Raw genomic sequence first — 26,919 nt, 5'->3', positions numbered from 1 at the left:
CCGCAGGTATAGTGAGAGGGGCGAATATCCATATCCTAAAAAGCCCGGGGCATCCCCTAAGCCAATCACTGATGAAGAGAGGGAATATGTAATGAGGGCAAGAGCCAGGCATCCAGCATCCGGAGCATTCATCCTGGAGAAGGCAATTGAAAGTGAGGAGGGGATAAATATCCCACACAACCGCATTCACAGGATCCTTAAAGAGAATGGACTGGCAAAAGATGAACCCAGGAAGCAGAGACGCCGGAAGTGGGTCCGGTATGAGAGGAAGCACAGCAACTCTCTCTGGCACGCTGACTGGGTAGAGATTGGGGGTGTGTATGTAATTCTTATAGAGGACGACGCTTCAAGGCTGCTGGTGGGGGCCGGCTCATATAAAAATGCCACCGCTCAGAATAGTCTAAGAGCCCTCAAAAAGGCTGTGGCAGCTTATGGCAAGCCCAGGCAGCTCATGACCGACCATGGAACACAATTCACATCCTTACCAAGAGAGAGCTGTGCGGAACCGGGATTGAACATGTTCCAGAAATGGCTCGAGGAGAACGGGATAGAACATGTGAAGGCCAGGGTGAAGCATCCTCAATCCAACGGGAAAGTGGAGAAGGCGGCTGGAACTATTATGAGGCTCATCGGGCACTTCGGGGGGCTTGAGAGGGCAGTGAGCTACTATAACTACAGAAGGCCGCACTGGAGCCTCAGGCTCGAGGAGTGCGAGACGCCGTTCCAGGCGTTCATCAGGAAGATGTGGCCTGCAAAGAGAAGGGCGTTCATCAGGGAGAATATCAAGATGGTTGCCAGATATGCCCCTGCCTATCTATTGGAAGAGGGATTCACGGTAGAGAGGGGGTCCGGGACATGAACTCAAATCAACGAGAGGAACTTAATTCAGGACTCCACACCTCGAAAAGGAACTCCGGGACCGGCGCTATGACTTCCATCCAGAGCCATCGTCCTATGGACATGTGTGGGTGGGCGAACGGACCGGCGAGCCCTGTGGTCGCCAGTATCGCATCACGCTTCCATCGGGCTCAGCGCTAACGCTCCGTTTTCTCATCCGTGACGTGGGGAGAAGCTCCCAGCGCGACTGTGTGCTGGAAATTCTGAACATAGAATCCGGTAACTCCCCGCAAGCCCGCCAGATCGCCGCGGAGCTCAAAAGGCCACTGAAGCAGAAGGGCCTCGACCCCGATATGTACACCGGAGAATGATAGGAGGCCCGTTTTCCGCCCGCGCTTCCTTATCTCAGAAATCCAAGAAGAGAAAAGGGTGGGAGCACTGGGATTTGAACCCAGGTCGACGGGTATCCCCTGCCTCTGGCGGTTTGTCCGGGTCCTCGCTCCAGTTCTTCCGCAGGGGGATGGCCCGGTAGGGATGCATCCGCCCCGCAGCTTACCCGATTCCAGTCATCCCCGGACGCCGGAGGCGTTCGTTGGATTTGCTCTCAACTGGAGCCCGTAAGGATCCCACTACCCCATGCTCCCGCTGTTCGGACGCAATGCTTACTCCTGCTGCCTCTTCTTCTCCCTCTTGCGCCGGCGCATCTTCTTCTTGCGCCACTTCCATCTTTGCTTGCCTCGCTTTTTCCAAGCCCTTGAGCTCCGCTTCATTCGGCAGTCTCCATGCCCTTGCTCCCGTGTAAGGCTGAAGGGCTTTATTAGGCTTATTCACGGGTTGAATGGGCTGCGGAAGGCCATCGGCCAGTTGTTTCGATTCCTCAAATCCAGATACATTTAGGTTTGCTATGGGATGGCGGGCTATCCGGGACTGAGAAATGGGCGCTGCAACGAGAATTTTTGAACGGGCCCGCTACTAAGATATAGTCGGGCCCGTCGGGATTCGAACCCGAGACCCCTGGCTACCCGCGCCCTCCGGAATCCGGGGGCTTAGAAGGCCAGTGCTATATCCTGTCTAAGCTACGGGCCCTTCCTAGCAAGGAACCTCTTCGCCTGTATATATACTCTATCCGCGATGTTGGGGTGATTGGTCCAGAGGCGATGTTGGCGAGGTGCGAGAGGAAAGCGCGCCGGAGCTGTCAGCCCCTCGCACGAAAGGCTTAAAAAGGGGATGGACTCTTAAGGCGGACGAGTGAACGAAAAAGGGAGGGAGGACCTTGGAAGCGGAGCTGAAGGTCAAGCAGATTACGGAGGTGCTGGACCAGCTGGCAGAGGACACCTCCGTTCCGCGCAACATCAGGCGCGGAGCCAAAGAAGCGAAGGACCTCCTGGTCAACCCCAAGGACGCCCTTGATGTGCGGGCCGCGAGCGCCAGCTTCATTTTGGACGAGCTGGCTAATGACCCCAACATCCCCCTGCACGGCCGCACCCTCATCTGGAACATAATCAGCCAGCTCGAGACGGTGAGCAGCCAGAAAAAGACATGAGTGCGGCCTGAATGCCTGTCCCGGACCCGGTTTACCCCGCATTAGTGGTGGCGGTCTGCCTCCTTCTCGCGGGCCTGACCTACCGGAAGAGAGTCCTCGACCTTCACGGCTCCGCTCTCGGTTTTTTCCTCGCGCTCATTATCGGCCTATTCGGGCACCTTTACTGGCTCTTTCTACTTCTTATTTTCCTTATTACATCATTCGTGGCCACGCGGTATAAATATTCTTTAAAAGAGAAGCTTCAAGTGGCTGAGCCCAGAGGTGGAACAAGGGGCTTTGCATCAGTGCTTGCCAACGGCTGGGTCCCGATGGTCGTCGCCCTTCTTAGCTTCGAGAACCCATGGGTCAGCACTTTTCCCAAGGGCGTCGCAGCTATCCTGTTCCTGACCGCCCTTAGCGCTGCAGCCGCGGACACCATCGCCAGCGAGCTCGGGGTCCTCTCGGACAGGGCCTACCTCATAACAAACTTCAGCAGGGTGAAACCCGGGACAAACGGGGGCGTCTCCGCTCTTGGCACGGCCGCCGCACTTGGTGCGGCCGTTTATACATCCGCCATCGGGTGGGTAGTGATCTGGTTCACCGGCGAGCTGGCGGCATTCCCCGTCAGCTACATCCTGATTCCCATCTCCATGGGGTTCATTGGGTGCAACATCGACAGTTTGCTCGGTGCAACCCTCGAGAACCGGGGAAAGTTGAATAAGGACCGGGTCAATATCCTTTCAATTGGAGCCGCCACCCTGATGGCGCTAGCGGTGCTCATGCTGATATGAGGTGCTCCGATGCCGGGAAGAATTCTGATGGTCGTCTGCGACGGACTAGGGGACCGACCGGTGGAGAGCATGGGCAGGAGGACGCCTCTTCAGGCCGCGAGGAAACCCAACCTGAACTGGCTCGCCTCAAGAGGCGCCTGTGGAATTCTAGACATCATTGGACCCGGCGTCAGGCCCGGCAGTGACACTGCCCACCTCGCCCTCTTCGGTCACGATCCCTTCAGGGTTTACACGGGGAGGGGGCCCTTCGAGGCTCTAGGGGTGGGGCTTGAGGTGAGACCGGGCGATGTGGCCTTCCGCTGCAACTTCGCCACCGTCGACGAATCGATGACGGTTCTGGACAGGAGGGCGGGGAGAATACGCGAAGGGACGAAGGAGCTGGCGAGAGCACTGGACGGGTGGGAGCTGGATGGAATTCAGGTGTTTTTTAAAGAGGGTACAGAGCACAGGGGGGTTCTGCTTCTCAGGGGCTCCGGTCTCTCACCGAACGTGTCTGATGCAGACCCACACCGGGAGGGCCTGCGTGTCGAAGAATGTGTTCCAAAATCACCTGAGGCCGCCCTGACCGCGAGGGTTGTCGCCGAATTCGTCCGCCGCTCATACGAACTCCTCAAGAACCATCCCGTTAATAGAGCGAGAGTGGACTCAGGCCTTCCTCCCGCAAATATAGTCCTTCCAAGGGGTGCAGGTGTCGTGCCCCGCCTCCCAACCCTGCATGAGAGATATGGCTTCAGGAGCACTGCCATCGCGGGCGTGGCGCTCGTCAAGGGAATCTGCAGGTTCTCCGGGATGGATGTGTTGGACGTCGGAGGCGCAACGGGCGGGCTTGACACCGACGTCGAGGCCAAGATGAAGGCCGCCCTGAGGGCGATTGACAAAAATGAGCTGGTATTTGTCCACATAAAGGCTCCGGATCTATGCGGCCATGATGGCGACGCCCCAGGAAAGGCCCAGGTGGTCACGCGGATAGACGACGCGTTAGCACTGGTCAGGAGGGAGCTCCCCGGTGATACCGTGGTCGCGATAACCTCCGACCACTCGACGCCAGTTTCGGTCAGGGACCACTCGGCCGACCCCGTGCCCCTACTTATATACGGGCCTGGGGTGAGGAGGGACGCCGTGAGGACATTTGACGAGGTCTCTTGCGCGCGGGGAGGGCTGGGGCGGCTGCTGGGAAGGGATCTACTTCCAATTCTTCTGGATTTAACGGGAAGGGCGGAGAAGTTCGGGGCCTGATGGCGGTCCGGCTCTCGCGTAGGGTCGAAGCGCCGCCTGGACCTATGAGAAATTGATGAGCGGGGGGATTGAAGGGACTGAAATACATATCGCTTATTTTTCACGATGATGTGGGGCTGGGCATAATATTATAACCCCATATAGAAATCAGAAGGCGGATGGTGGAGGAGCCGGAGACCATTTCCGCCAGCGAGCTGGAGAAGTTTGCCTACTGCCACCTGAGTTGGTGGCTCGACAGGCAGGGCCAGAGGGCCGAGGGCGACAGCGTCTCGGTCGGTCAGGAGGAGCACAGGAGGGCGGGCGAGGCATTGGAGGGGGCGAGGAGGGACGAGGCGGAGGCCCGCTCTTCAGAGGTCACGGTGCTCTGGTTCGCGATTGTAGCGACGATTATTGCGATCGTCGGAGTTGCCCTGCTGCCCTTTTCCTATTCCGACGTCTTCGCCAGACTGATGGGGCTGGTAGCGCTGATATGGCTTCTCGCAGCCGCTTATTTTCTCTACCGCTTTGAATCGGTTGAAGTGAAGGAAGAGAGAGCTAGGTACGAGGCCCTAATCATTGTCTTCGCTATGGTCGCCACGGTGATTTCGGTCGCCTCAGTGCCGCTTGCGCTCGTTTCAGACCCCATGATGGGGAGGGTAGCGGAGGTTATTGCGGTCGCCTGGCTGATCGGCGCGTGCATCTTTTTCTACAGATCCCTCTCGCGCAGAACCCGGGCCGCGAGGGTCAGGGAGGCACAAGGCCTCCGCCAGAAAGGGGAGCTCGACTACGTTGACGCCGTATCCGCGGCCCCGGCCAAAGATAAGGATGAGGAGGGCCTACTGTATTCGAAAACCCACGGCCTGAGGGGACGGCCCGACTTGATTCTCATCCAGAATGGAAAAAGAGTTCCGGTGGAGCTGAAGACTGGCCGGACGCCTAGAGGACCGCTCTTCTCCCATATTCTGCAGCTCGGCGCCTACATGCTTCTCGTCGAAGAGACCTACGGCGAGCCCCCGCCGGCGGGTATCATTCGTTATCCCGAGAGGGACGAGAGAATCGAGTACAGCAACGAGCTCAGGATGCTCGTGATTTTCAAGCTTGGCGAGATGAGGGAGAAGCTGAGGACTGGTGAGGTCCACAGGAGCCACAAGAGACCCGGCAAGTGCCGGAGCTGCTCCAGGCGCAGCTGCTGCCCTGAGAGGCTCGTATAAACGTAAATCCACGGAAGCGGACCAGTGGGGGCTGGAGTGGCTCAGTGCTTTGATTCCTGTATTAGTTTTTCATAGGCCGCGGCGTCGAGGAGGCTCTCGAGCTCTTTCATATCCTTGGGCCTGACGACCACGAGCCAGCCGCTTCCATAGGGGGATTTGTTGATGAGTTCAGGAGTTTTGGTCAGCGCCTGGTTGACCTCGACCACCTGTCCGCTGACTGGGGCGTAAAGGTCCGAGGCCGACTTGACCGATTCGACAACTCCCATTTCTTTTCCTTTTACCAATTCCTGCCCAACCTTGGGCAGCTCGACAAAAACAATGTCGCTGAGCTCGCTTTGGGCGAAGTCGGTTATCCCCACCCTAATGAGCTCGCCTTCCAGACGGGCCCATTCGTGGGTAGCGGCGTACCTCAAGTCTCTCGGAACCTCGGACATTTTTCCACATCCGGCTGGGGGCTCTTGCAGCAGCCCGGGCAGGGGCAAAAGGATGGCGGAAGATAAAAGTTTCCTAGGTCTTAGGGATTAAGTCTTTAACCCGGCACGACCTATCTCGAGCGGTACTGATGCCGGAGCTGGATGTCGAAGTAGCCGGGGTGGAGCTTGAGAGCCCATTTGTTCTCGCGTCGGGCGTCTGGGGCGAGAGCGGAGCCTCGCTCGCCCGCGCCCTGAGGGCGGGGGCCGCCGCGGTCGTGACCAAGTCCGTTTGCCTCGAGCCCCGCCCGGGTTATCCAAACCCGACGGTGGTGGAGCTTCCCATTGGCCTCGTGAACGCCATGGGCCTCCCCAACCCGGGCGTTGAGGCGTACGGTGAGGAAATCGCCGAGGCCCTAAAGCCCGGAAAGCCGGTCATCGGCTCGATTTTCGGAAGGAGCCCCTCCGAGTTCTGCGCTGTCGCAAAAAAAATGGAGGGCTTCGGCGTCCATGCTCTCGAGCTGAACTTGAGCTGCCCTCATGTTCGAGGCGCCGGGGCCGAGCTCGGCCGAAGCCCCCTCCTGACCGAGAAGATAACTCGCGCCGTCAAAGGAGCCGTCGAGGTGCCGGTTTTCGTCAAATTGACTCCGAACACCGCCTCCATCGCCTCCCTCGCGAAGGCGGCGGAGCGGGGCGGGGCCGACGGCGTGACTGCAATAAACACCATCCGCGCCATGGTGATAAATCTGGAGCTGTCCCGGCCCGTATTGAGCAACGAATTCGGAGGCCTCAGCGGTCCTGCGATTAAGCCCGTTGGAATCCGCGCGGTCTACGAAATCTTCGAGGCTGTGAGGATACCTATATTCGGCGTTGGCGGGGTCTCTTCGGGCGAGGACGCTGCGGAGTACATCATGGCCGGTGCCCGCGCCGTCCAGGTGGGCACCGCGGTCTACAAGGAGAGGGAGCAGACGTTTAGACAGCTGCGGCGCCACCTATCGCGCCTTATGACCCGCCTCGGGTATGAATCAATAGAGGAGATGGTGGGCCGAGCCCACGGGGGCCGATGACATGTGGAGGACCGCCACTGGCTCGATTCAGGCCTCTCGCAGTGATGGCGGAAACGACAACGGGCGTGGAGTGGCCCGTGGAAAAGGACCGCTGCACGCCGGTAATAGAACAACTCTTAGGGTCGTGAGAATCACCGGAAAGCGCAGGGAGACTCCTCTTGTGACCGTTCTGCGCTACTTTGACTCCTCTCCCGCGTCCCCAGGTCAGTTCGTCATGGTCTGGGTGCCGGGTGTGGATGAGATTCCGATGAGCCTGTGCCACATTGGACCCCTAAAGGGGATTGCCGTCCACGTCAAGGGCGAGGCAACGGAGGCGCTCGCGGGACTCGAGCCTGGCGACAGGGTCGGGATAAGGGGACCCTTGGGCCGCGGGTTCGAGCCACTTCCCGGCAGGGCGCTCGTTATTGCCGGTGGCACGGGCATCGCAGCCCTCTCACCCCTTATAGAGCTTCTTCCGAAAAAGAGGCGACACACTGTTGTCATTGGCGCAAGGACCGCGAGCGAGCTCCTTTTCGTGAAGAGGGTATTGAGCGCGGGTGCAGAGGTCGTGCTCACGACCGAAGACGGCAGTGTGGGAATGAGGGGCATGGCCACGGACGCGGCCGAGGAGCTCCTCCAGAGAGGAGGCTACGCCCGGATATACACCTGCGGGCCCGAGCTGATGATGCGAAGGGTTGCCGAGCTCGGGGCCCAAATGGGAATTCCGGTCCAGCTCTCGCTAGAGCGGTACATGAAATGCGGCATTGGCCTCTGCGACGCGTGCGCTATCAGTGGCCTCCATGTTTGCACGGACGGACCTGTTGTCAGCGGGTGGACCGCTCTCACTCTATCCGAGTTCGGAAAGAGCAGGCGGGACGCTAGCGGCCGAAGGGAGAAGCTGTAGGGCCGGGTTGGGAGATTGGGGAGCGTGGGCGTTCCAATGGGAGGGGGAGGGGATAGTCGTAAAGGCATTGCCGGATGGTCTGGAGGTGTGTTGCCTGAGACTGCTTTTTGAGCTCTCCGGAGAGCATCCGGAGCTGCCGGCTGCGGAGGCGGAGGCGCTCGCGCTGACAGCGAACCCGAGTTGGGTCACTCTTGTGCGAGAGCCCGGCGTCCTCGTGCTCGGTTTCCCTGAGGGGACTAGCTACCCCTGCAGCCGTCTTGCCTACAGCCACGCGGTCCATAAACACCTCTTCAGCTGCGCCATCTCCGAGCTCAAGGAGTGCCTCGCTCGGGCTCTCGAGACGGGTCTCCCAGAGCTTCACGGGGGCGAGACCGTCGCGGTGAGGGTGAGACGGGCAAAAGGCACAAAGCTGGTGGTCCGGGCGCCGGAGATGGAGAGAGACCTAGGGGAGTTATTGCGGAGTCGCTATAGAATTCGCCTCGTGGCTCCTGACCTTTCGCTCCGGGTGCTCCTCTCCACCAGCGCCCACGTCGGGACAACGGTCTGGGAACAGGCGAAGGAGCCCCTGAGAAAAAGAAGGGCCCAGCACCGCTCCTTCTTCTCGCCCATATCCCTTCCCCCAAAGCTCGCGAGGGCAATGGTCAACCTCGCTGCGGTGGCTCCGGGCTCCACAGTCCTCGACCCCTTCTGCGGGACAGGCGGAATTCTGCTCGAAGCGGGCGAGATGGGGATGCGGCTCATTGGGGGAGACCTTGACCCGAGAATGGTCGAGGGGTGCAGGAGGAATCTGGCGCAATTCGGTCTCGGCGCGCTCCGGCTTCAAAATGCAGACGTCGGAGAGCTGGGGGACCTCCTTAGGGGAGAGAGGGTGGACGCTGTGGTAACGGATCCTCCCTATGGAAGGGCTTCCAGCACTCGCGGGGAGGGCCTCCGGGAGGTCTATTCAAGGCTCTTCAAGGTCTCTGAAGAGCTCCTCGCCCCTGGAGGGAGGCTTGTGCTTTCCCTCCCGGACCCATCCCTGGCTCAAACGAGGAGGGGGCTTCGCCTCCTTCATCAATTCCGGTACCCCGTGCATAAGAGTCTTACCAGACATCTGCTGGTATTCGAGAGATGCTGTAGAACAAACAGGCCCGACACGGAGAACGCCCATGACTGATGCTGCACACCCCCGCGCCCATGCGGCCATTGGCCTGATATGAACTGGTGGATAGAAAGCGCGGGCCATTTTAGTGAGGCTGGGGAAGAATTTCGGGGTTAGAGCCCGCCAAAGAGGGTGGAATGGTCATTCCGAAGAGCGCAACGCGCCATCCCCCAGCCCGCCTATTCCTTCGATGTAGGCGCGGGCCTTGTGACCCGCATACTCTGCGATAATCGGTATTCTGCCCTCAGCGGGCCGGAGTCCGACGATACGAACCTGGGAGCTTCTTCTGGGGGTAATGTGCACGAGGTCTCCTCTCTCTGAGCTCCAGCTCGCGTCCACCCACTCCTCGTTGCCGAATATGTCCCTAGCCCTCACACCGAAATAGATGCAGGCATTGACACCTTGAATGAAGCCCTCCTGCTTCTCGGAGAAGTTGAGCATGCCAATACTGTCTCTCTCGAGAACCCTAACTTTAAGCTCCTTGATCGGGCCGAGCATAGGGGCACCCGATTTCTTATCGCTGCGGGAGTTTATAAATCTATTGCAAAATAAATCTAAATGAAGCGTGTGGGGGGCGAAGCTCCCACCCGCCCCTACGGGCCCCGGCTGAAGCTCCTGGGGGCTACGGTCCACCCTTGCCGTGAGCCTTACCGTCCTCCAAGGACCCTTCTCTATTGCGGTCCATACCTCCCCCACCCCCCCCTTCGTCAACCGGTTCTGTCCGGGTCCCTGGGGGCTCCTCGACGAGCTCGGTCTCTGCCTCTGGAAGGCCGGCAAGAGCATCCGGCGTCAGCTCCCTGAATCCCGGCGCCTCATCGTCGTCGAGGAACCTGTCCCTCGGAGAGCTCCGGCGGCCGAGCGACTCATCCAGGAATTCCTCCAGCCCCAGGTCTATCCTGATGGGCTTCATTGCCTCGGCCCTGCGCCGCGCCTCTCTCCTCTCAATTAGCGCCCTACGGGCGAAATAGGCGCTCGCGGCCGAGAAGGTGGTCAGTGCCAGTAGCAGGAGCAGGGGCACGGCGAGACGGGATAGGTCCGCCGGTTCCTGCGCAATGGTCCTTGGCCTCTCCAGAACGGTGAGCTCCACCTCCGCCGTGGCCTCGGCTCTGCCGTCGGAAACTATCAGAATGACCCTGAACTCCCCGGCCCTGGTGTAGGCGTGCTGGACCGCGCGGCCCTCGAGGACCACGCCGTCGCCCAGCTCCCAGCGGAACGTGAGGTTGTCTCCCGGGTCTGGGTCGTAGCTCCTCGAGGCGTCGAAGAGAATTTGCCTGCCCGTCTCCAGCCTCTCGCGGCCCGTGGGCTCCGTGATTATCGCTACTGGGGGCCGGTTCACGTCGACCACCAATACGTTCCATTCGTGGCGCAGCGAGACGACGCCAGCGCTTAGGACGACGGTCACGGTGTGCGCGCCCGCGGATGTGTAGGAGGGCCTATAGAAGAACCTGTTCGTGGTCGCGGCCCTGACCTCGCCGTCCACGAACCATGTGTAGGTCACAGGGAGCGTGGCGTTTACGACCGAGAACTCGACGCTCTCGTTCTCCAATATCGTCACATTTCCGGGCGGCGAGAAATCGGCGCCAAGCTCGGGCATCGGGCCCTGATTGACCACGGTCACGTTAACACTGTGGAAAGCGAGCACACCACCCGTTATCAGGTCCTGCACGAGTCTGGCCTGAATAGTCTGGCTCCCATCAGCAAGGGAGGTTGTGTCGAGCGCGATGCTCCAGTTGCGGAGCCAGCCCTCGCCCGAGACTGTAGCGTACCTCCACAGAGCTTGTCCCGCTCTGACCTGAACGCGGGCCAGAGAACCCCAGCCGTCCCTATTCCAAGCTGTCCCGCAGACATCCACAGTGCCGCTCAGAACGCTGCCATCGGAAGGGGACTCTATCCTTATTCCGACCCTCTCCGCATCCGGCAGGTGGTATCGAATTCCGTTGGAGTAGGCCCACGCTGACCACAGACCGGCCCTGTTCCGGGCCCTTGCGTTGATGTAATAGATTGGGCCGTCCTCCAATGAGAGTCCATCAACAATCACTTCGGGAATACTGGAGCAGATGGTCGGCACAACATCCGTGGCCCCGGGCGATGTGCCGATGGAGACCTCGAATAGCTCGACGCCGGACTCTGGGTCGGAGAAATTGAGCTCGGCCCTGAGCTGGCTGGGGTCGTGGGTGATTTCCCCCTCGTCCCTCACCCACCCTTCGGGCGGAGTCGTGTCGAGCGTGAAGCGGCGGGATGGAGAATATGGGGACCAGTACGCACCGTCGAAGGATCTGGCCCTCCAGAGATATGTCGTTCCCTGGGCGAGGTGTCGGGGTATGACTAGGGTTGCATTCTCGCCCGAGGGATAGGGATGTTCCCCACCAGACCAGCCAGCTCCGGAAGTAGTCTGGTCGAAGCGCTGCCACACGCCGGAGCCCTCGGGCGTCAGCTCAACAGAGTACCAGAGGGGGTCTCCATCTGGGTCTGTGGAGCGGAGGGTGAGGTTCGGGGAGAGGGAAGGGAGGAAGGCACCATCGCCCGGAGAAATGAGGAGCGGCACTTCGGGAGGTGCTCCAATGAAGTACTCCACCGTCAGGTTGCGCAGCACCAAATATCCCTCGCTCGCTGAAGAGAGCCGGAGGGGCACGGTGACCATTCCCTCCCCGTCCGCCGGGGCGGCGGCAATGTAGTCTGCGAGAGCCCGCAAGAAATCGACAATGACCGCACCCCTGAGCTCGCCCCCGGCGCTCCAGAAGGGGGCTCCGCCCCCGAGGGCCAGAGAGACGCCCGACGGGTGCGACCCGGCTGTCAGCGTCAGCGTAACGCAATAGAGCTCGGGTGTCCTAAGGCCTAGGGACGTCATGTCCATACGGAACTGGGCCCTCGTACCCCTCTGCTGGAGCTCGACGCTTGAATTCCAGAGCATCGTCTCCCACGGAGCGCCCGGGTCCGCGCGGAGGCTGAAGACGAAGCCCGTATTGGTGGGAGAGACCGGTCCGTCCCAGCAAACGTGGGCGGAGAGCACGGGGCGGTCAGTGGCGTAGACTGGGGAGAGGAGGGTGCCGTTGAAGGCGTACTGGGTTACTCGGAAGTAGTCGAAGTCCGCCGTGTAGTTTGTGCCCGCGTTCCCGTCGGCCACGAAGAGACCCACCATAACCGGGTCGGCGATGGTTACGTACCACTGGAAGTGGGGGGTCCAGCTGTTGCCGTTGTTCGAGTAGGAGCTCGTGAATGTCCTGTTGTCCTTCTCGAGCCTGAGCCATATCGGGCTGGTGGCGGATATTGAGCGGGTCATGTCGTTCCACATGCTCCCCGCCTCCTTCACGGCCACCTGAACGGTTTTTCCGGTGTTGTTCTGGTACTTCAGGAGAACATAGTTCCCCGCGTCGTGCCTCACGACCAGTCCCGCTTTTTCGTAGTTCTTCGTCGGCGTCGAGACGAGCTTTGTCTCCAGCATGAAGCTGCCATTAAGAACCTGATATACGATGTGGCCGTTGTCCTCATCTCCGTGGAACTGGGTGTTCCGGGCCGAGACCATGTGCAGATGGCCCGCTCGGGTGGAATTGACGTCCCACTCCGGCGGCTCGTTAAACCAGCTCCATTTCGGGTCGAGGCTCGACGCAGAGAACTCGTCCCCCAGCCCCTCCCGCCTTAGAAGCCTGAGGCTGCCCTGGGTGGAGTTTATGTCGAGGTTCCGGAGCTCGCACGCCGCGAAGTCGTCGCGGGAATCAAGGACAATGGTCCGGTTTTCCAGACGGGGCCGGCCCTCGACCGTGACGCAGGCCCTCTGGAGGGAGGCGACCTTTGGAATTCTGATGGACGCGGCCTCGATTTCCCCCGCCGCTGGAAAGTAAGTCTCGACGGAGGAGTTGCCGCCGCTGAAGTTATTCAGTACAACCCTCCCGGCCTCTACAGTCATCCGGAATGGGGCGGAGGGTATGAGAAGCGCGCAAAGGAGCAGCGCTGCGGCCTTCGCCAAGGCGTTCGGGCCCGGCTCTGCCCCTCTCATCGCCCGCATCACAGAACTCACGCGGGCGCCAGTATATTAATCTATTGTCAGGGACGCCTCAAGGCACCCTCACCCCGACTGAGTCGGACCAGCCTCCCGAGAAGGGAGAGGTGCCATCTCGATTCCGAGGCGAGGAATCACTCAAGAGCTGCCCTCGCTGCCCTCGCCACCTCGGACCTAAAGCGCGCGTCGGTCGAGACCATCACTGCCCAGTCCGGAACCCTCCTGAGCTGCAATGCGCGGGCGAGGGGGCTGTGCTTCGAGAGTGGCCTCAAGCGCCCGGTCTCCTCGTCCAGAATCATGATGCCGGTTCTGTGCATCCTCGGCTCCGAGAGAAGTAGCTCTTTCGAGGGAAAGTCCACAATCACGTAGCCCTCGGGCGCTCCTGCCTTTCGGGCGAGCTCGTCCTCGAGCCGGCGCCTCTCGGCCGGTTTTTCGAGCTCCGCAAGGCGCTCCGCCCTCCTCTCGTCCAGCCCCTCGAGGGGGACCGTGTGGGCCCTCTTGAAGAGCCTCCGGTACTTCAACCTCAGGGCGATCTCCCTCTGGAAACCGCCGGAGGCCGCGAGGTGCTGGAGCAGCTCCCAGTCCACCATTCTGGGCACATCCAGCTCCTTCAAATCCTCCATCCTCTCGACCGCGCGGGCGAGCATCATCTCTGCTATTCTGACGGTGTGGTGGAAGTAGACGGATGAGTACATCAGGGCGCGGGCGACGAGAACGCTCTCGACAGCCGCCAGCCCGCTCTTCCTAACCGCGACCCCTCCCTGCCACGGTGCAATCGTCCTTAGGAGGCGTGGGAGGTCAATGACGCCATATGCGACGCCCGTGTAGTGCGAGTCCCTCAAGAGATAGTCGAGCTGGTCCGCGTCTATTGCGCCGTGGAGAATTCCGCCGAGCCAGCCGGGAGGGGCCCGCTTGCCCCTCCGCCCTCTGCCGGCGAATTCTTCCAGAAGGGCCTCGGGTCTGGAGCCGAATTCCGCGGACACCAGCTCCGCCACCAATTCCGCATCCACACCCCTCTCCTGCAGAATCTCGGAAACCCTCCTCCTTCCGGGGAGCTCCTCGCCATCCCTCAGCACGTCGGTCCTGCCGGTGATTATTTCGCGCGTCAGCCTGACGTGGTCGATTCCTGCCGCGTCGTGAAGGACGGTCTCGAGGGTGTGCGAGAAAGGATAGTGTCCCAGGTCGTGGAGCAGGCAGGCGGCTGAGAGCTCCTCGAGCCCCTCCTCCACCCCGAGCTCTTGCGCCATCCTCCTGCCGATGTACCAGCAGCCGAGGGAGTGCTCTAGCCGGGTGTGGTTGGCGCCCGGGAACACGAGGCTGGCGAGCCCTAGCTGGCGAATTCCGTGCAACCGCTGGAGCTCGGCCGACTCGAGGAGCTCGAGAAAGACCCCGCCGATGTCGAGGCTCCCGTGGACAGGGTCGTGGACGGTCTTCATCTCCTCGACACGGGGCTCGGGGTGGCCCTTGGCCCTGTGGCGTGCCCTTTCACGGCCGCCACCAGTGGCCGCTGTACTCCATTCAGCATTCCTGCGCACCATCCAAATTCACCAGTCCTCACCCGCCACCGGCGCCGGTACGACGGCCGGAGGCAGGGACGGAGGGCTCAATGCCATCGAATACCGACTCCGCTCCCCTAGCCCTCTCCCTCTCCTCCTCCGCCCTGCGCGCCGCCCTTATCGCCTCCGCCTTGAGCCTCATCGCGTCTGGGTGGCCGGGCGCTATCGCGAGGGCCCTGTCGCAGGCTCGCACCGCGGCGTCGAACTCGCCCATATCAGTCAGTATCTCGGCCTCGTTGAGCAGGGCGGTCAGGTTGGCGGGGTCCATCTCCAGAATCATGTCGAATATCGCCAGCGCCTTCTTCCGACTCCTGTAGTCCCCGATTCTGGCGAGCAGCCTGCCCTTCCTGAACCAGGGCTCGCTGTAGGCCGGCGGGACGCGCACCTGGGCGTAGGGGTTGTCCGGGTTGTAGATGAGGTGGGAGAAGAGGGTGTGCGCGACGTTTATCGCGGCGTCGTATTGCTGGAGGGCCTCATTGAGTTGCCCACGCGCGGCGTAGGCATCGCCCCAGCTCAGGGCCCTCTCTAGCTCCTCGAACTGTTTGTTCCTTTGGGATTTGACCAGAAAGGCGATGCCCATCACCGCGCCCCCGGTGAGGCCGACAGTCTGGTGGAACCATTCCGGAGCAATGAGCACCGGCGCGAAGAGCTGGACCAGCGCGAAAATCGGGGGAAGAACGAGAATTATTGTTCCGTTCCGCCAGATTCCGAAATAGCCCATCCTCTCCCTCGAGCCCTGAATTCCCCACGCCACAACCATCAGTCCGATTAGCATTATCATCGGGTTGATGAGGCCAGCCGGTCCGTAGGTCGTCCAGGAGGGTGAGTAGTAGCCCAGCGGGAATATGTTGAGGACCTCGTGAATCGGCACGAGGAGGAAGATGAAAAGCCCAATGAGCGTCCTGTCGACCCTCTTTCTTTCATAGTCCGACATCTCGCTCGAGCCCGCGCTGTAGTGCGCCTGCGCCCTGCCGAGGACATAAAGAATAATAACAAGGTTGGCGAGAGACATTCCGAGGTTGATGTAGAAATCCGTCCAGAGCTGGGGCACCGCCCAGACCACTACGTCTGCGATCCCGAGGCCGATAAGAATCTCGCTGCCGAGCACCATGAACCTCTCCCTCGCGGCCCTCTTCTCGTCGGGCGGGCGGGGCGCGGGAGGGACCACAGGAATGGTCTTCGCGGGCGGTGGCGCCGGCGCCGGCCGTGCGAGCGTCTGCGGCGGGGGCGCGGGGACAGGCGGCGGAGGAGGCCGGGACGCGGGGCCGGCGGGCGGGATAGGGGCCGGGGGGACGCGCTCCACCGGAGGCGCTGGCGGAGGCGTCGCGGGTGGAGGAGTGAGAGGGGCGGGCGGGGGAGGCGCTGGCTCTCGCGTAGGAGGGGGCGCGAGGGGGAGGGAGGCGAGCAGCTTCTGCGCGGCCGAAGGCGGCGGGGGGGTCCTTGCCTCGCCGGGGAATCTGAGCTCGAAGCCGCAGTGTGCGCATCGGACATCCTTCAATCCCACCGGAGCATCGCACCGCGGGCACCTCGGGACTGGCCCGGCGGGGCGCTCGGGCTCCTCGTCCTCGAACTCCTCGCCGGAATCGCCGGGCCTCCCCGCGCCCGTGGGCTGGAAGGCGCCGCCGAGGCTCATCCCGCAGGCGGGGCATCTGGCTGTTCCAGGAGCAAGAACTGCCCCGCAGCCCGGGCAGCTCAGCGGGGAGGGGACCTCCCTCTCGAGCTCTGGTCCGCGCAATTAAAAAGCACCTTCCTCTCTAAAAAGCGCCCATCGGCTGTCTTGGCTTCCCGCCCCTCGTGACGGGTTTGTAAAACTTCGCAACCTCCCGACCGGGCAGCTCTTCAACTCCTCCCGCCTCCGCGGCGATTTTTCCAATTACGGCAGTAAAAGAGTTTCAGGATATATATAGATATTTAAATTTGGCCGCGCTCACCGGCTCGCCGGCCCGCGCCCGCATCTTTTCCGATGGTTTTTCCTCCCGCATCCCGGCCGCCGGGGAGACACATTTCTGGATTCCCCTATGAAACGCCCTCTGCGCCACCCAGCTCTCCTCAACAGCGCGAACAATATCATGCTTCCTGCGACGGGCGCGAGAATCTCCCCGAACTCGGGTATCATGGTGTAGTCCAAGAGTTTGTTTGCGCCCGGCGCGCGATCGTACCTGCGCCACTTGTTGTTGCTGTAATACCAGGTGTCGGCATAGACGCTGGTCGTGTTGCCCGGCCCGAGAAGGTTTCCGTATATCGAGGACTTGGACACATAGAACATCACCGAGTCGTTCTGCTGGTCGAACCAGTAGCCGTACATCGTCCCGTCAAGGGTCGAGTTGCCGGTGTTGGTCTCGTTCACCGTCCAGGAGTCACCCCTGTCAGGCGTGCCGCTGCCGGTGTAGCTGCTCAACGAGGAGCTGAATGAAGGCGTAGCGGTGCTCGTGCACCTCAGCGAGACCCTATACCACATGTCGTAGTTGTTGTTGCTCGAGTCATTGGTCTTGAAGTAGAAGTTCCACTCGTCGTTGATATAGAGCGTGGCGAGGTCCTCGAGATTTATTTTGAAATAGATGTAATTTGAGTCGTCGTACATCCAGAGAGAGAGGATGTCAATGTCCTTGAAGCTCGCGCCCTTGTTGTCGCTGTCGTTGGTCAGCCAGGTCCAGCTCGATGGCCAGCCCCCCGATGGGCCCCGGCCCGGGTCGCGCAAGCCGCTCTCGAACTCCGCCGGGACGAGCTGGCAGGGCGAGGGGAGGGCGACGACGAGCCAGCCCTCCTCGGCCTCCCACCCTCCCCGGCCGCGGCCCGGAGCGATCGCAGCGAGCTCCGATGCGAGCGGAAAATCACCGGACACCGAGATGGCGGTCGACTCGACTCTCTCCGGCCGCTCGAGAGATAGACCGAGCGTTCTCCCTGACACCGCTGCTGCCGATAGCTCCACCGCGACGAAAAGGAGAAGCGTCCGCCCCTCCGGAATCAGGAGGGGGGCATGCGAGATGAGGTAGCGGCCGTCGGCGAAAGTCGCCTCCCCACCGAGCACAAGCTCGTCGGCTCCGGTGAACTCGCCGTCGTGGTCCGTGTCCGCGAAGAGGTGGGCGCGGGGGGCGTCCAGGCCCGACGCCGTGCCGAGCAGCGACGGCTCCAGCGAGGTCAGAACGACGTCGCCGCCGGAAGCTGTCATCGTGAGGGCCAGAGCCGGCCAGACCGCGCCAGCTGTGACGGCCGGAGGCAGGATGCTCCTGCCGCTGATGTCCAGCGCGCCGCCACGGCCGCGCGAGGGCTCGGTGTAGTCCCTCCGGTCCGTCCAGTCCGTGGTGTAGAGAACCGCGTCCACTTGCGAGGGGGGAATGCCGAGGAGCCCGAACGTGACCTGCGTCTCCAGACGGCAACCGTCCGCTCCGGCGGGGACGGGCCCGATCTGCTCCCAGCCTCCGGAGGCGTTCGCCCTGTGGCACTCCGCGCTTGTCACCCTCCCCTCCCTGCCCCGTACCTGAATGCAGAAATCAGCCCCGATTCCTCCCCAGATTTGAACTCCCGTGCGCGGGTTTCGGTCCGCGTCTATCAGGACCGCGGCGGTGTCCTCCCCAGTGACGACCGGCAGGGGGAGGGGAACCGGTGGTGGTCCGGGTTGCACCGGCGAGGGCTTCCCGGGCCTGCCCCTGGCCAAGGCCGGAATCGCATTACCGCCCAGCATCTCCCCCTCGACGTCCATGTAGAAAGAGAGGGAGCGGCTGTCCGAGGCGAAGGCATAGTGCAGGATGTCGATGTCCGGAGGGAGGGCGTCGTCAGTGTCGTTAAGGATGGTGACGTGGGCCCAGTCGCTGAAGAAGCCATCAATGGTTATTCCCGGGGAATGAGAGATGACGAAGCCCAGCGAGCCACCCCCTCTGATGGTGGCGGCCCCCCTCCCGAGTAATGCTCCGTCCATCGCGGGAATTCTCGCCCCGACTGGCGAGCCGAGCCCGGCATCCGGCCGCAAGAGGCCTGAGACGAGGAGTTCGATTTCTTTTCCCGGCGTGACTACGAGAGGGTCGGGGAGCCACACCTGCCACCCCCCGCTGGTCGGGGCGGCGGTTGCGAGCGGCGGCTCGCCACCGTCCACGACGCCGTTGCGGTTTGTGTCGAGGTGAATGGTCAGGCTCAAGAGAGCCGTCGGTCGGTCCCGGGAGGTGCCGAGTGGTTCGAGCAAGAGCGCACAGAGTGGCACTTCGGCTACGAGCGCGCGGAGGCTGGCCCTCAGAATCGGCAGGGGCTCGCAGGTCGAGTTCACGACCTCCGGCACGAGTCCACTCTGTTCGACTAAAAGCGCTCCTCCCTCGCTCCCGAGCACGAGGTCCGAGACATCCCTATGGCCCTTCCCGTCGTCCAGTTCAGCAACACACAGATAGGTCCTGCCCTCGATGAGGCCTAGGTCCGAGAGGGCCGCCCCGAGCTCGGCGCTGCGGCCCCTCGCGGCGGCGCTAGCGCTCCCGATAAGGTTCCAGCCATTCCAGTCGAGCCTGGGGCGGCTGGCGTTGAAGGCCCGCAGCTCGGTTCCGCGGACGGTGTTGTTGTACCCCCAGGCCTCGATGAGTCTGTCGGCGCCGATGCCCGCTATCAAGTAGCCGGTGCGCGATGAAGAATCGGCGTCTATGAAGACTCGCAGAACGTCCACACCGTCCGGAGGCCCATCGAGAATTCTGCCCACGACATCCACTCGGAAAAAGGCTCTGCCCAGCTCCACAACAGTACTCACGTTCAGGATGTTGAGCCGCGGCTCGGCGACCATGTCCTCGAAGCTGTCGGGAAGGGACGGGATGCCGAGCCAGTCGGAGAAATCGCCATTGATTTCTATTCCCACTGGCCTCATCAGAATCATGGCGGCGAAGGGGAGGGCGAGGATGAGCGCAGCCGCGGCGAGCACAGTCGCGGCCAGCCTCATGTTTCTCCGGGCCCTCCTACTCCGGAGACGAGCTGCGTAGGGACCCGGGGCCTCTGGTGGAACTCCGTTGATGAGGCCCTGGCGGCCCGAAGGCCCTCTCCCGTTGATTATGCCCTTCCCGTTGATGAGGCCGCGGCCGTTTATCGCGCCTCTTCCATTGATGACGCCACGGCCATTAATGATGCCGCGCCCATTCGTCAGCCCGCGGCCGTTTATGCCGCTCCTTCCGTTGCTCAGGCTGCGCCCCGCTCCGATTCCGACTCCCGGAACACGGCCGTTGGTCAGCCCAAGGCCATTTGTCAGGCCCTTCTCCCTCATCGATGGACGTCTGGCCGGAGGCCGCGCGACATCACGAGAGACCAGCGGCCTCTCAACTAGCTCGAATTCGATGGGGCCGGGTTCCTCCACCTCCCTACCCACCTCGGCCACCGGGGCCCCGGCTCCTTCTGGCTCTCCCTTGGCGGGCACTGCCGCAAGCGACTCCGTCTGAAGCCCGGGGACAGCGGGCTCCTCCGTCTCCAGACCTTCGCGGAGCTCCGGCACGGCCTCGGGCAAGGCTTCCGCCTCCACTGCCACCAGCTCTTCCGGTGGGAGCGCCTCCGGGGGCTGGACCTCGACCGGCGGGGGCGGGGAGACCGCGGGAGCGCCGGCTTCGAGGCCGAGCCTGACCAGCTCCTCTGGCGTCAGGGGCGCGGCCTCGGGTAAGGGAGCCTCTCTCCTCCACTTCTCTGCCTCCGCGATGATCAGCATCTCGCGCAGCTCGGCGATTCTCTCGAGCTTTTCCAGAGATGGTCTGAGGGCGAGGGCGGCGTCCGCCGCCTCCAGTGCCTCCCTCCAGCGGCCCATTTCGAAGAGAATCTCCGAGCGCAGGCCCAGAGCCCTCTCATATCTAGGGTTGAGCGAAAGCGCCCTCTCGCAGGCCTCGAGGGCCTTATCGCGCTCCCCGAGCATTTTATGGGCGTTCGCCTTCTCGAGCCAGACCCTTGGGGAGCCGGCATCGAGAGAGGCGGCCTTATCGAGACGCTCCAGCGCCTCCCGAAATCTTCCGGTGCGGAGGAAGGCAGTGCCGAGCGTCAGCAGCGCCTGGGAGGTCTCACCAAGAGCGAGAGCTTTCTCCGCCGCCTGAACCGTGAGCTCGGGCCTGCCGGCGAGGTAGTGCGCCTCCGCCGCCTCCTGCAGAAGGGCGGAGTTGGCCGGGTTGAGTTCCGTGGCTTTAGTAAAAGCTGCGGAGGCCTCCTGATATCTCTTCATCCCGAGGTAGCATTGCCCGAGCGCCCTCCAGACCTCCCATCTCCCGGCGCTGTTCTCTGAGGCCTTTGAGTAGCATAGTAGCGCCTCCCTCTCATCGCCCTTATCCATGAGAAGGGCACCGAGCTCGAGCCAGGACCGCCAGTGGCGGGGGTTGTGCTCCGTGACCTTTCTGAGAAACTCGATGGCCTCTTGGAAACGTCCCCTCTCGAGCGAGAGTGCGGCCCTTTCATACCAGGCCTCCCAGTAGTCGGGCCGTATCTCGACAGCCTTGGCGAGGGCAGTCTCGGCCTCGTCGTATCTCTTCATGCGGAGGAGGGCGCTGCCTATCGCGTGCCAGGTGTGCTCATTATCGAGCTGAATTCTCAGCGCCGACTCGAAGCAAATAATTGCCTCCTCGTTCCGGCCCATCGCCAGTAGGGCGTGCCCCGCCGCCGCCCAGGCCCTCTCGAAGTTGGGCTTCAGGGATATCGCCCGGTCGTAGGAGTCCATCGCCTCGGTGTGCCGTCCGAGCTCGCGAAGGACGTTGCCCCTGTGATACCAAAGGTTCTCATCGTCCGGGTTGAGCTCCACGGCCTTCTCAAAGCACTCCAGAGCCTCGGCGTGCCTGCCCTCTCGATGCAGTACCAGACCCTTGTTGTTCAGGGCTTCGAAAGAGGGGCGGATGGAGAGGGAGCGGTCGTAGGCCTCAAGGGCTTTTTGCAGATGACCGGAGTTGTAATAGATGTCACCTTGCACTATCCAGGCCTTCCAGTCCCTCTCGTCTTTCTTTATCTCAAGCTCCTCTCCCACCGGCTCCGGTAGGGGCTCAGGGGGAGGGGGCACGGGGGCGGGGCCTGGAGGGCGTGTGATGCCCGAAACGCCCTCTCTGGAGCCTCCGCACAGACTGCAGGGGGCAATTTCGTCCTTGAGTGGGTTACCGCAGAAGGGGCACTTGCCAATGTCAACTCTGGAGACACGGCTCCAACGAGCCTTGAAATCGCGGACCAACCCCTTCTTTTTCTCCGGGTCCCCTGCCATGATGTTTCTAAAATTTTATAAAATATTCGATATATAATATTTAAATTGTAAAATCGAATATTAATCTAACAATTTTTAACATAAATATAATAAATTTAGAAGTAAAGCGCCCTCTCCTGCGCCATATCTATATACCTTAACAACATACGGTTTTGCGGAGGCAGGGGTGATAGCGTGGACCAGAGATGGGGCAGGTACTCCCGGCCCGAAGATAGCGCTCAGGAATCCGGTGGAATGGAGGACCTCAGGGCGATAATGTCCAGCGTCAGGGGCGACCCGGGCTATCCCAAACCGGAGGCCCAGCAAGCTCCGCCCACGAGAAGAATTCGGAGAGATGAGTACACACCTCCTGCTACGGGCGCCCAGCCCTATCGAGCCGTCCAGCCCACGGCCACCCAGAGCTGGAGGGCACCGGCGACGCCCGACCCCCACGAGCTCAGGAGAATCGCCACCGAGCTCCAGGCCCAGAAAGAGGCACTGGATAGAAAGGCGGCGGAGCTCAGGGAGAAGGAAGCGGCGCTGAAGAAGGGCGCAGACCTCCTCTCCCAGCGAATTGGCTCACTGAAGCAAAGAGAAGAGGCTCTTAAGGCGCGGGAGGGGGAGCTTAAGAGAGTCGCAGGGGAACTAGAGAAAAAGGCCCGGCTTCTAGCGGAGAGGGAGGCTGCGGCGGCGGGCTTTGAGGCGAAAGAGGGTGAGCTAGCCAGGAGGGAGGCCAGGGTCGCCGCCGCGGAGAGCGAGCTCCGACTTAGGGAGCAGAATGTTCTGGCGATGGAAATGGACATCAAGGAGTGCCCCTACTGCAATGTCAGGTACGACCTTGAGGGCGTCCGGGAGCTGCTCGACGAGATGAGGGACTATGGCCTCGATGTCTCGGCCCTAGAGAAGAGGTACAGCGAGGCCCTCCAGCATCTTAAGAGAGCTGCCCCGGAGATGGCGCTCGATTCCACGCAGAGGCTCATCAAGGACCTCAAGGAGCTGAGGGATGAGGTGGTGGCGAAAGGGGTAAGGTATTTAGTCTCCAGCACTTCGGGAACGATAAGCCGCGCAAAAGCCGCTGGAGTGGACGTCGGTGAGGCAGAGGCTCTGCTCGCGCGGGCGAAGCGCGCACTCGAGGAAAAAGACTACCGCACGGCCGACTATCTCGCAAAAGAAGCGGAGTATCTGGCGAGGACCATTTCCAAGCAGATCAGCAGCGCGCCATCGCCCGAGCAACTCGCCCCCTTGCCGGCGACCGCCCCGCCCCAGCCCTCGCCGTCCCCTCCCGCGCAGGGTCCGGCATGGGAGCCGACGCCTGCCCAAGAGCAGCCGAAGTACGAGCCCGTGGCTCCCTCGGAGGGGCCGCTCTATCTGCCGGTCCAGCAGGAGCAGCCCCAGTACGACCAGTCCCAGTACACGGCCCCCGGCCCAGAGCAACCCCAGCCCGAGCAGTACCAGACGCCGGCCCCCGAGCAAACGCAGTACCAACCCTATCAGGCCCCGGCCCCCGAGCAGCCAGAGTATCCGGCGCCGGCCCCTCCTCCGGCGAGGGAGGCCCCGGCAGGCCCGAGGAAGTACAGCTGTGGCAGCTGTGGTGCGATGTTCCAAGTTAAGGTCGCCCAGAGACCTGTGAAGGCTGCTTGCCCGAAGTGCGGGAGCGTGCAGATTCTGAGAGATTGATGGCCCGCGGGGAGAAAAACCGACCCCCTGACGGGAACGTGTGGGCGCACCGGGAAGAATTCCACCGAACTTTTAAGTTTTGGAGAGAAAACCCCTACACAGCTTTCTCGAAATAATAGGGGTTCCGGAGAATGTCAAGGGCCTCGCTCCGTGAGCCGATCCTGACCCTGAATTCGAACTCGCCGGGCTCGCGAACGGAGAGTTCCGGGGCGAGGCCCTCTTCCTCCAGACGTACCAGAAGCAGATGCCTGTAGCGCCTAGCTCGCCTCTCGAACGCCTCGCGCCTCTGCTTCAGGTGCGCGGATGGATAGTAGCGCCTATATCTCCCGTCCCTGAGGACCTCGAGGGCCCCTCCGCTGACCAGCCGGCGCAGGGTATAGGCGCTGCACCGTGCCTCTGCGGTGAGCTCTTCCTGCGTCATTCCGGGTCTCTCCAGAGCCGCCCGCACTGCGCGCTTCCTCCCTTCCGCGTTCACGATGGCCAGAAGGCGGACGTCCTCCTCCTCAAGCACGCCCGCTGGATAGTAAGCGACCCGACCGGCCAGGCGATTCCGGGCGATGAGACCCCTCGCAATCATCCTCCTAAGGTGCCAGAGCACGGTGGGCGCCCCCATACCCAGCGCACGAGAGAGGTCCCTGACGGTTAAGCAGGGGGAGTTGCAGAGAATATGAAAAAGCCGCAGGCGAGTGGGGTTCATCAGGAGGGAATCGTTCGCGGGCGGGGGCCGGACACCACCCGGAGAAGCACCTAGCGCGCGTCTGAGCGCTGGACCCACCCCGCCTCCGTTTCCCAGCATCGCCTCCTCTAATCACCGGTGCTTTAAAAAATCTATCGGAGGAGCAGGGGAGGGCAGGACGATTCGGAGGAGCTCAGCCCGGTGCTGACTTTCTAAGCTGGTCCAGCTTCACATTCACCGTTAGGGGCACGATCGCGTTCACGAGCTCTATCGCTACCTCCTCCGGGCCTATCCTCTTGATTCGTCCTTGCTCGCCCTTTAGATCCCCCTTGATTACATCGACCAGATCCCCCTCCTTCAGCTCCTCAGCCGGGTGCTCAGGCATCAGGAACTTTCTTATCTCTTCTGGGGAGGCCTGGCCGATCACCCCGCGCGCATGCCGAATTCCGCTCGTTAGGGATATCAGCTCGTTCTCGTCCATCGCCTCCACGAATATGTAGCCCCGGAGCTTCGGAGTGCTGATTACCTTGCCTACCTTCACCGCGCGGTTGCTCCGGGACCGCGCCTGAATCGACTCCGCCACCTCCTCCTCCTTGCCGAAAGATGTCTTCAGGGTGAAGACCTTCATCGAGGGCGGGGAGCCCGTTTTTTGGAAGGTCTTCGCAGCCTCGATGGCCTTCTGCCAGCTCCCGAAGTGTGTCTGGGCGGCTGTGTAGAGTGACTTGTTGAGCCTGGTGATTCCCCTGAAACCCTCGCCCTTCGTGCTCAGGATTTTGAGTATCTCCGTCAGAATCTGCTCCTTGCTCCACTTCGGCGGCGGGGTGAGCCGGGCGCTGCTGTAGTCAAGGCCGGCGGCCCTGACGGCGTTCTCCCAGCACCCGAACCTGTGCCGGGCTGCCATCAGAAGCCTATTGTCCTCCCGCCGGACGCGCTCGAGGTTTATGCTGCCTGTGGTGCTGAGCTCCCTGATTTTCTGGATAACGAGCTCGTCCGTCCACCTCATTTGCTTCTGGCCTTTCTTCGTCATGTTCCGCTCGGCGGCACTATTGCGTCGCCATATTTATTGTTTGTGGTTCTCGCCCGCGGCTCCTCTACTCCTGACCAAGCTCCTGCAGGAGCAGCGAGACCACCCTTGAGAGCTCCACGCCCTCGGCGCTCTCCTGCGCGGCGCACTCTATCATCCTGTCCAGCGCCCTCCAGGTCCTCTCAGGAACCATCTCGAACTTCTCCCTCGGTAGCGCTGCGATTTTCTTTCTGAAGTATTCCCGCGCGGACTCAGCGGTCACCCTCTCGGAGGGCCGAGCCGGCGGCGGGCCATCGGGCTCGACCACGAGTCCCGCGCCTTTAATGATCCGGTAGGGGTGGGAGCGGTGACTGTGCCGGCTGCTCCTGCACTTGACAATCTTGAGCATCCGGCTCGCCTCTCCCTCCCTCGCCACATACCTGAGATGAATCACGGCGTCGGATATGTAGAGGGGAATGATGGTCTCCGGTGTGGACAGGTCCCCGGCGGTGCCATGCTCTTCGAGGGTGCAGAGCACGGTCCCCATCTTCTTCACCTCGCGCATCATGAAAGATACGAGGTCCCTTTGCTCGTACCTGGTCTGCGAGGACCATAGCACCGGCGTCAGGGGGTCCACGACAATTCTGGCACCGGAGCCTCTCCACTCCCGGACGAAGTCCGCCAGCTCCCTCTTTATGAATTCGGTGAACTGTTTCCCAGTGGCGTCTATGAAGACCATCCTCTCCTCCTTCATGTAGTCCCTCAGGTCCCCCCACCCCATCTCTTCCGCTTCGTTGAGCAGCTGCTCAGGGGGCTCGTCGAGAGTGATGTAGATTCCCTCCTGCCCGGTCTGGAGGCCCCAGTGGAGGAACTGGGTGGCGAAAATCGTCTTCCCGGCCCCCGAGGAACCGACGACGACCGTGACGGAGTTCTCGTTGATTCCTCCGTCCAGGAGGGGGTTCAGGCCAAGTATCCCGCTCTTTATTTTGCGCGCCACGCTTATGTTGATTCTCTTGTCCGTATATATCTATCTATCTCTCTCTGCCCCTCACAGTCCATCCAATAACCGGCAGACTCCCCCGGCACCCCGCTCTCGGACGGCCCCATCCCGGTCGCATCCGGAAGAGCGGGTGCGCCCTCGCCGGCCGAGCGGGGGAGCTCCGGGGTGCTCAGTGCGCCTTCACGGTCGAGGTCTCGAGAATTCTGCTCAGGCCTTCGTAGTCGGTGTCAAGCATCACGTAGTCCTTGATGCTCTTCACATGGACCATCGATAGGCTGAGGGTACCTTTGCCCAGTATCGGCTTCTTCGCTTTCAAAGCATCCAGAACGTCACGCGGAACGGTTATGTGGAGGGATGGCATCTTCCATGTGTAGGGCTCGAAAGCAATGTCGTCGACCTTTCCGAGAATCTTGCCCTCTGTGCTCACAACCTTCATACCCATGAAGCTCGAGACCCTCCTCACGCCCTCCTGGGTCTTCATGTGGGCTCCGAGCTCCGATACAGGCTGGTTGAGGAGAACCTTGTCCCCGATGGACTTGATTATGTCTAGGCCCACATCGAGCTTCAGCGCGGAGAGCAGCGGGGTCTGCTTCCCCATCGAGCGCGCCACCTCTTTGTCCAGCTTGATGGTGAAGCCCTTGATGGACCATTTATCATCAATTGTGATGTCATCGACGTGCCCGATCGCCCTCCCATCCGAGCTCAGCACCTCCATTTTCTTTATTTCGGATAAGCAGACCATAGGGACGCACCCCTACAGTTAACTGAAGAATGAAT

The 26,919-nt window shown here is 61.7% G+C and carries 19 protein-coding genes and 2 tRNA genes; 9 read left to right on the top strand and 12 right to left on the bottom strand.

The genetic code is table 11. The features are described 5' to 3' along the window. The coding region (locus QW379_07200; protein MEM2870188.1) for a DDE-type integrase/transposase/recombinase at positions 1 to 859 on the top strand (859 nt) is incomplete at its 5' end. 408 nt (positions 860 to 1,267) lie between these two features. On the opposite strand, the gene QW379_07195 is transcribed toward QW379_07200, so the two are convergent. Then, positions 1,268 to 1,481, bottom strand: a tRNA-Trp gene (locus QW379_07195). 340 nt (positions 1,482 to 1,821) lie between these two features. Further along, positions 1,822 to 1,923, bottom strand: a tRNA-Arg gene (locus tag QW379_07190). 187 nt (positions 1,924 to 2,110) lie between these two features. Between QW379_07190 and QW379_07185 the strand changes: the two genes are divergently transcribed. The 4 genes from QW379_07185 (at position 2,111) to QW379_07170 (ending at position 5,576) form a co-directional block, all read left to right on the top strand. Then, on the top strand, positions 2,111 to 2,380 hold the full coding sequence (locus tag QW379_07185; GenBank protein ID MEM2870187.1) for a UPF0147 family protein: 270 nt from the start codon (positions 2,111 to 2,113) through the stop codon (positions 2,378 to 2,380). 11 nt (positions 2,381 to 2,391) lie between these two features. After that, positions 2,392 to 3,150, top strand: a complete 759-nt coding sequence (locus QW379_07180; protein ID MEM2870186.1) for a DUF92 domain-containing protein — start codon at positions 2,392 to 2,394, stop codon at positions 3,148 to 3,150. Between the two features lie 9 nt (positions 3,151 to 3,159). Continuing rightward, the gene (locus QW379_07175; GenBank protein MEM2870185.1) at positions 3,160 to 4,386 is read left to right on the top strand and encodes a 2,3-bisphosphoglycerate-independent phosphoglycerate mutase; all 1,227 of its coding nucleotides are present in this window, start codon (positions 3,160 to 3,162) and stop codon (positions 4,384 to 4,386) included. 158 nt (positions 4,387 to 4,544) lie between these two features. Then, the gene (locus QW379_07170; protein MEM2870184.1) at positions 4,545 to 5,576 is read left to right on the top strand and encodes a PD-(D/E)XK nuclease family protein; all 1,032 of its coding nucleotides are present in this window, start codon (positions 4,545 to 4,547) and stop codon (positions 5,574 to 5,576) included. 41 nt (positions 5,577 to 5,617) lie between these two features. Here QW379_07170 and gcvH read toward each other — a convergent pair whose 3' ends face one another. After that, positions 5,618 to 6,010, bottom strand: a complete 393-nt coding sequence (gene gcvH, locus QW379_07165; protein MEM2870183.1) for a glycine cleavage system protein GcvH — start codon at positions 6,008 to 6,010, stop codon at positions 5,618 to 5,620. Between the two features lie 128 nt (positions 6,011 to 6,138). Here gcvH and QW379_07160 point away from each other — a divergent pair, with 128 nt between their 5' ends. The 3 genes from QW379_07160 to QW379_07150 all read left to right on the top strand — a co-directional run bounded on the left by QW379_07160 (position 6,139) and on the right by QW379_07150 (position 9,092). Then, positions 6,139 to 7,053: a dihydroorotate dehydrogenase gene (locus QW379_07160; protein ID MEM2870182.1), complete on the top strand. Its 915-nt coding sequence runs from the start codon at positions 6,139 to 6,141 to the stop codon at positions 7,051 to 7,053. Position 7,054: 1 nt separating this feature from the next. Continuing rightward, positions 7,055 to 7,936, top strand: coding sequence for a dihydroorotate dehydrogenase electron transfer subunit (locus QW379_07155; GenBank protein ID MEM2870181.1), 882 nt, complete (start codon positions 7,055 to 7,057; stop codon positions 7,934 to 7,936). Between the two features lie 67 nt (positions 7,937 to 8,003). Beyond that, a complete protein-coding gene (locus QW379_07150) occupies positions 8,004 to 9,092 on the top strand; it encodes a DNA methyltransferase (protein MEM2870180.1) in 1,089 nt (362 codons plus the stop codon). A 126-nt stretch (positions 9,093 to 9,218) separates the two neighbouring features. Here the strand turns inward: QW379_07150 and QW379_07145 are convergent, their stop codons facing one another. The 5 genes from QW379_07145 to QW379_07125 form a co-directional block, all read right to left on the bottom strand. Continuing rightward, entirely contained in the window at positions 9,219 to 9,575 is a 357-nt protein-coding gene (locus QW379_07145; GenBank protein MEM2870179.1) for a hypothetical protein, read from the bottom strand. Between the two features lie 124 nt (positions 9,576 to 9,699). After that, positions 9,700 to 13,080, bottom strand: coding sequence for a PKD domain-containing protein (locus tag QW379_07140; protein MEM2870178.1), 3,381 nt, complete (start codon positions 13,078 to 13,080; stop codon positions 9,700 to 9,702). 128 nt (positions 13,081 to 13,208) lie between these two features. After that, on the bottom strand, positions 13,209 to 14,612 hold the full coding sequence (locus tag QW379_07135) for an HD domain-containing protein (protein MEM2870177.1): 1,404 nt from the start codon (positions 14,610 to 14,612) through the stop codon (positions 13,209 to 13,211). Positions 14,613 to 14,628: 16 nt separating this feature from the next. Continuing rightward, entirely contained in the window at positions 14,629 to 16,365 is a 1,737-nt protein-coding gene (locus QW379_07130) for a tetratricopeptide repeat protein (protein MEM2870176.1), read from the bottom strand. 192 nt (positions 16,366 to 16,557) lie between these two features. Then, positions 16,558 to 21,807, bottom strand: a complete 5,250-nt coding sequence (locus tag QW379_07125; GenBank protein MEM2870175.1) for a tetratricopeptide repeat protein — start codon at positions 21,805 to 21,807, stop codon at positions 16,558 to 16,560. Between the two features lie 174 nt (positions 21,808 to 21,981). Here QW379_07125 and QW379_07120 point away from each other — a divergent pair, with 174 nt between their 5' ends. Then, positions 21,982 to 23,463, top strand: coding sequence for a hypothetical protein (locus QW379_07120; GenBank protein ID MEM2870174.1), 1,482 nt, complete (start codon positions 21,982 to 21,984; stop codon positions 23,461 to 23,463). A 94-nt stretch (positions 23,464 to 23,557) separates the two neighbouring features. On the opposite strand, the gene QW379_07115 is transcribed toward QW379_07120, so the two are convergent. From QW379_07115 to QW379_07100, 4 genes are all read right to left on the bottom strand, one after another. Further along, positions 23,558 to 24,259, bottom strand: coding sequence for a winged helix-turn-helix domain-containing protein (locus QW379_07115; protein MEM2870173.1), 702 nt, complete (start codon positions 24,257 to 24,259; stop codon positions 23,558 to 23,560). 73 nt (positions 24,260 to 24,332) lie between these two features. After that, the gene (locus QW379_07110; protein ID MEM2870172.1) at positions 24,333 to 25,166 is read right to left on the bottom strand and encodes a transcription elongation factor Spt5; all 834 of its coding nucleotides are present in this window, start codon (positions 25,164 to 25,166) and stop codon (positions 24,333 to 24,335) included. Positions 25,167 to 25,230: 64 nt separating this feature from the next. Beyond that, positions 25,231 to 26,139, bottom strand: a complete 909-nt coding sequence (locus tag QW379_07105) for an ATPase domain-containing protein (protein ID MEM2870171.1) — start codon at positions 26,137 to 26,139, stop codon at positions 25,231 to 25,233. A 172-nt stretch (positions 26,140 to 26,311) separates the two neighbouring features. After that, on the bottom strand, positions 26,312 to 26,884 hold the full coding sequence (locus tag QW379_07100) for a PRC-barrel domain-containing protein (GenBank protein ID MEM2870170.1): 573 nt from the start codon (positions 26,882 to 26,884) through the stop codon (positions 26,312 to 26,314). Positions 26,885 to 26,919 lie beyond the last annotated feature (35 nt).

It is taken from the genome of Thermoplasmata archaeon, from assembly GCA_038851035.1.
GTDB lineage: Archaea > Thermoplasmatota > DTKX01 > VGTL01 > VGTL01 > JAWCLH01.
This window is presented reverse-complemented; position numbering and strand designations above follow the sequence as displayed.

Coding starts and splice junctions, on each gene's coding strand:
- QW379_07170 (MEM2870184.1), top strand. CDS start 4,545: ATGGTGGAGGAGCCGGAGACCATTTCCGCCAGCGAGCTGGAGAAGTTT.
- QW379_07140 (MEM2870178.1), bottom strand. CDS start 13,080: ATGCGGGCGATGAGAGGGGCAGAGCCGGGCCCGAACGCCTTGGCGAAG.
- gcvH (MEM2870183.1), bottom strand. CDS start 6,010: ATGTCCGAGGTTCCGAGAGACTTGAGGTACGCCGCTACCCACGAATGG.
- QW379_07115 (MEM2870173.1), bottom strand. CDS start 24,259: ATGCTGGGAAACGGAGGCGGGGTGGGTCCAGCGCTCAGACGCGCGCTA.
- QW379_07110 (MEM2870172.1), bottom strand. CDS start 25,166: ATGACGAAGAAAGGCCAGAAGCAAATGAGGTGGACGGACGAGCTCGTT.
- QW379_07125 (MEM2870175.1), bottom strand. CDS start 21,807: ATGGCAGGGGACCCGGAGAAAAAGAAGGGGTTGGTCCGCGATTTCAAG.
- QW379_07175 (MEM2870185.1), top strand. CDS start 3,160: ATGCCGGGAAGAATTCTGATGGTCGTCTGCGACGGACTAGGGGACCGA.
- QW379_07145 (MEM2870179.1), bottom strand. CDS start 9,575: ATGCTCGGCCCGATCAAGGAGCTTAAAGTTAGGGTTCTCGAGAGAGAC.
- QW379_07135 (MEM2870177.1), bottom strand. CDS start 14,612: ATGGTGCGCAGGAATGCTGAATGGAGTACAGCGGCCACTGGTGGCGGC.
- QW379_07160 (MEM2870182.1), top strand. CDS start 6,139: ATGCCGGAGCTGGATGTCGAAGTAGCCGGGGTGGAGCTTGAGAGCCCA.
- QW379_07100 (MEM2870170.1), bottom strand. CDS start 26,884: ATGGTCTGCTTATCCGAAATAAAGAAAATGGAGGTGCTGAGCTCGGAT.
- QW379_07180 (MEM2870186.1), top strand. CDS start 2,392: ATGCCTGTCCCGGACCCGGTTTACCCCGCATTAGTGGTGGCGGTCTGC.
- QW379_07155 (MEM2870181.1), top strand. CDS start 7,055: ATGTGGAGGACCGCCACTGGCTCGATTCAGGCCTCTCGCAGTGATGGC.